General features: G+C 38.8%; 4 protein-coding genes. 1 reads left to right on the plus strand and 3 read right to left on the minus strand.

All coding sequences use genetic code 11. The features are described 5' to 3' along the window. Window positions 1-98: 98 nt before the first annotated feature. Together F6K22_RS31765 and F6K22_RS31770 are read right to left on the minus strand one after the other, a co-directional pair. Window positions 99-392 (minus strand): hypothetical protein, encoded by a 294-nt coding sequence (locus tag F6K22_RS31765; protein WP_293107478.1) that lies wholly within the window; start codon window positions 390-392, stop codon window positions 99-101. Window positions 393-644: 252 nt separating this feature from the next. Next, on the minus strand, window positions 645-2,180 hold the full coding sequence (locus tag F6K22_RS31770; protein WP_293107481.1) for an NACHT domain-containing protein: 1,536 nt from the start codon (window positions 2,178-2,180) through the stop codon (window positions 645-647). Between the two features lie 116 nt (window positions 2,181-2,296). On the opposite strand from F6K22_RS31770, the gene F6K22_RS31775 reads away from it, so the two are divergent. Next, window positions 2,297-2,497 (plus strand): hypothetical protein, encoded by a 201-nt coding sequence (locus F6K22_RS31775; protein WP_293107484.1) that lies wholly within the window; start codon window positions 2,297-2,299, stop codon window positions 2,495-2,497. A 595-nt stretch (window positions 2,498-3,092) separates the two neighbouring features. Here the strand turns inward: F6K22_RS31775 and F6K22_RS31780 are convergent. Further along, window positions 3,093-4,917 (minus strand): DUF3574 domain-containing protein (locus tag F6K22_RS31780; protein ID WP_293107486.1); only part of this gene is annotated, 1,825 nt, incomplete at its 5' end.

Genomic DNA, 4,917 nt, shown 5'->3' on the forward strand with positions numbered 1-4,917 from the left:
GCCCTAATCCGGCGTTTAAGTTTTCTTTTTTAGCTTCTACAATAGCAAAAACTGGAGATTTAATAAATAGTTGTTCTGGGTCTAGACTAATGAGAAAGTCACAAGTACCGTTTAATCCTGGCAGTATCGACGTTAAATTCTGTTCCTGAAAACAGGCTAATTTGATTATTCAGGATTTTTCGGAATTCTATTAAAATTGGAGCAATAATCATTTCTGACCTGGCTTTTTCTGTATTAATTGCTAAAGCTAATGGTAAGTTATTTTGTAATGTTTGTTTTAAAAATTCCCTTGGTTGAACTTCTGGAATATTAGCAAAAAGATCGACTTTTTCATGGATTTTTAAGGAAAATTCTTGTTGGATTTTGGGTAATGTGAAATCCCTGTAAGGCATTTGATTTTTGCTCCTTGAATATGTAGTGTTTTGTTGTAGGTAAAACTCTTCAAATTCCTCAAATGTAGGTTCCTATAATTGATATTTTTCCTTAATATAATCGACCGAACCTGCATCAAGTTATTGGAGAAAACGTAATATTCCCACAACACCTAATGAATCTATTAGTGCTTTGTATTCTTTTTGTCTAATTTCTGTTAATTTCATCATTTTTTTTCTGTGAAATATTTATTAGCCAAATAACTAGGTTTTCTACTTTTTAGGTTCTGAATTAATGCCTAACTTTTCTAATGCTTTTGAAGCAAATGTTGCATCATTTCTCCCCAACTGTTCAAAAGCTTTAACCACTGCTCCCCGCTCCGCATAGGATGATCTATAACTTTCCTCCAAACATTTCCAAGCAATTAGTTGAGCATCCTGTTTAATAGTAGGATATTCACTCTTAGTCTCTCTTTCACCTTGACGGTTCAACTTTTCTAAGTGGTTAAGTATTAGATCGGGAATATTGTCGAGAGAACGCTCCGAGGTCAAATTATTTTCCTTACTATTAATCATCTTCTCAGCATAAAGCTTTGCCAGCAAAACAGTAATAGTCTTCTGTTCCCCAACAATGCGTGCAAGTTGAGCGCATTCCTGTAAAAATTCTTCTTGATCCGCCTCAAACAAATGCCACTTACCGCACTCTTTCAAATATTGCTCGATAAAGTAAGCTAACTTTCCTCCATCAAACCGGAGAGTTTTAATTTTAATATCAATACCCCGAAAATTTTCCTCTATTCTAGAAGTGACAATTAAAGCATTTGCCGGAAACTCCTTAGGATTGGGATTAAATTTTTCTTGAGTTGCTTGACTCAACTCCGAATAGCGATCGACTATCAATAAAATTCGGCGCTGTCGCAGGAGTTGTTTAACCAATAATTCATCGACTATCATTTGTTCGTTATCGATCGACTCCTGAATTTCAGCCATTATTGCTTCCATTATTGGTTTGATGCCATCTCCAGCATTATCAATTTCCTTCTCAATTAAAACTGGTAACATCAAATGTTTAGCTAAAGCTTTAGACTGATGCTGTTTTTTCATTGCCCATTTAGCAATTTGACAAGCAATAGTTGTTTTTCCCGATCCTCCCTCCCCCCAAATTAACAGTCGCACTCGCTTTTCTTTTTTAAAAGGTTCGCTCAAGGTTTCCGCTGTCAGTTCATCAATTTCTTCACTATTTAATTCAACCGGAAGCGAAACATAATCTTTTCGCTCCTCAACAGTTTCATTCTCCAGAAATTTCCTTTGAAAAGTCGCCAGATGTTTTTTAACCCAAGCATCTAGTACCCAGGGGCGATACTTGAGAAAACGTAAGATACCAACAGGTAGTTTAAATTCTGGAGTCATGGGTGTTTTCGGTATCTTGAATTCTGCCGGAAGTATCAATAAGCATAGGGGGTGAAACAAGAGAACTCCGAAATACAAACCTATCAGCACAATGATTAAAATTAACCACTGTTCTAGTTCTTTGATTAAAATTAACCACTTTTGCAGATCTTGATTTTCTTCAGAATTTTCCGATTTTTCCTGTGTTTTTTGTTCGGTGGGTTGACTTGTCTTTTTTTGGTCAAGGTCAGCACTAGTTTGAGGGTTAGACTCAACATTTTCTTGGGCAAATACTAGATTATTAACTTGTTTAGTGCCTGGATATACTGGAGAAAAACTTGTTACTATTAAAGGCAAAGAAGTAGAAAAGAGAGCTATTTTCAGCACAGCTAATAAGGTCTGTTTAGGTGGCTTGACCATAAATTAGAATACCCAAAAAGAGAATTTTTGAAAGTATATTATAGCGGTTTTCCTGCACGGTAGACCACTGTAGGGGCAAATGGCCATTCGCCCCTACAGATGTTGTATGATTTGATATGCGTGACTTTAGTCTTGACTCCAAAGCGATCGCCTCTCAAACATGGTTAGTTTTGGAGAAGCGATGCTGCATCCGCACCCCAACTGCGGCAGGTATATCGCCCTCTTTCCCAATTATTGATGTGTTATTTATCTATTGTCCAATAGTTACAGCAGTTTCCGCACGTTATTGTTGTACATATGCGCAGCAAGTGCGGTAGCTATATCTCTACTTTCATGCAACAAAGCCACTGATAACTGAAAAGTGGTATCCTAGATAAAAGTTGCTAAATTTGCCTCCCTATTAGTTCTAGCATGGGGGATACGATTTGGGAATGCGAGGTTTTTCGGTCGCATATTAGGCAATTTGTCAATAGACATCTCCGGAAAAGAGGGAGTAGGGAGTAGGGAGTAGGGGGAAAGAATTGATGATTTATCTGGATGGGATTGATTTGATTTTTGATTATCGGAGATGTCTAATAGGGAAAATAGTCAGAAAATATCTTTTAAACCAACTACTATCGTTAAAAATATTAAGGTGTAAGGTGCGTTGCAACGCACCCTACTAGACTGACACAGCTAAAACTGTGCACTCTTATTTTTGTTTCTAGGTGTCTTTTTCTCCCCACCCGGACCACACTTCCCACCCGGACCACACTCCCCATCTAACGCACCATTTAAGGTGTGTCGGTCCACTACTGGAGTGTTTCACCTAAAGTAGTGCATTAGATTTGTCATTGCGAACGACAGTGAAGCAATCTCCAGACACTTTTCTATTGCAACATTTAAGATGAAACAGTCCACTACAGATATATTTTATGCTCTAATTAGGAAATCATCTACTGTTGGGAAAACCTCATCAGAAATAATGGCAAATAAACCACCATCTCCGAAACCAGCTTCGCTACCATTAGCATTATAATATAACCCGTTATCAATAGAGTTATAAACAATTATAGCTTCACTTTCCTCAACAAGACCATCAACTGTAGCAAATTCATCACCAAGACTAGCACCTGCTTCAGTTGTAATAGCAGTAAATGTCGTTAAGTCAAGTAGAATCGTATCTTGACCAGAGACAAAATCAGTAATTTCATCCACACCTAATTCTACTTCGCTGAATGCTTGGTTAGCAGCAAAGATAAACTTATCCTTACTAGCACCACCAGTCAGAGTATCATCACCTTCACCACCATTCAGGCGATCGCGACCTTGACCACCACTGAGATTATCATCACCACTACCACCTAATAAAGCATCATTACCTATCCAACCAATTAAACTATCTTCCCCACTACCACCCTTGAGGGTATCGTTTTCATAACCACCCTTAAGAGTATCATCACCAGCACCACCATTAATACTATCGTTACCACGGTTGCCCAAGAGTTCGTCATTGCCAGCAAAACCTGCAATAGTATCGTCACCACCGAGACCACTGATAAGGTCATCATCAGCATCACCTTCAACATTATCTGCTCCTGAAGTTGTTGCATCTAAAGAAGTTTCAATATCCTCATCAATTACCTGTGCGACACCTGCACCGTTGAATTCCTCCTGATAAGTAGTTAGCACCTCTTGAATTGCGGTTTCGTTAGCTTCGGTATCTTCTAATAGTAAAGTGACAACTTTAGAGCGTTCTGCATTATCTCCTACTTGTCCTTGAGCATCGAACTCAGTCAAACCTGGAAAACGAGATATAATCTCATCAGTGACAAAAGATTGAATTTGCTCGTCGGAAACCTCTCCTCCCTCAAAGTTGCGACCAAAATACAAGTCAGCTTGAACTATTTCCGGAGTCGGATCGTTTTCAATTATATCCTCTACTACTTCAAAAGCGATCGCTACATCTTCATTAACAGTTTGTGCTACCCCACTACCAGAAAACTCTTGTTGGTAAAGTCCCAATACTTCTTGAATTGCGGTTTCGTTAGCTTCGGTATCTTCTAACAGTAAGGTGACAACTTTAGAGCGTTCGCTCAAAATGTTGTTATCCTCATCACGGACTCGTCCTTGAGCATCGAAGTGAGTTAAACCTATAAAACGAGATGCAATTTCATTACTGACAAAGGTTTGAAATTGCTCGTCGGAAACCTCCCCTCCGTCAAAGTTCCGACCAAAATACAAATCTGCTTGAATCAGTTCTGGAGTCGGATCGTTTTCAATTAGATCCTCTGCTATCCCAAAACTTACCTGGAAATCATCTTTATTCACTACTTCTAGAACACCTGCTCCGCCAAACTGTGCTGCATATTCACTCACAACTTGATTGACAGCAGCTTCGTTTTCTGCGGTATCTTCTAGCAATAAAGTTACAACTTTAGAAGGTTCTGTGAGAATGGTATCGCCATCTCGTACTTGTCCTTGACCATCAAACAGAGTTAAACCTGCAAAACTAGGTGCAATTACATCATCTAAAAAGGTTTCAAACTCTGCTTGAGAAACTTCACTACCATCAGGTCTGCTCAGTCCGAAATACAAATCTTGTTGAATAAAAGGCGCAGTTGGTTCCAAAATCCTTGGATCTAAAGAGCTTTCAATATCCTCATCAATTACCTGTGCGACACCTGCACCGTTGAATTCCTCCTGATAAGTAGTTAGCACCTCTTGAATTGCGGTTTCGTTAGCTTCGGTATCTTCA

The sequence above is a fragment of the Okeania sp. SIO2F4 genome (assembly GCF_010672385.1).
Lineage (GTDB): Bacteria > Cyanobacteriota > Cyanobacteriia > Cyanobacteriales > Microcoleaceae > Trichodesmium.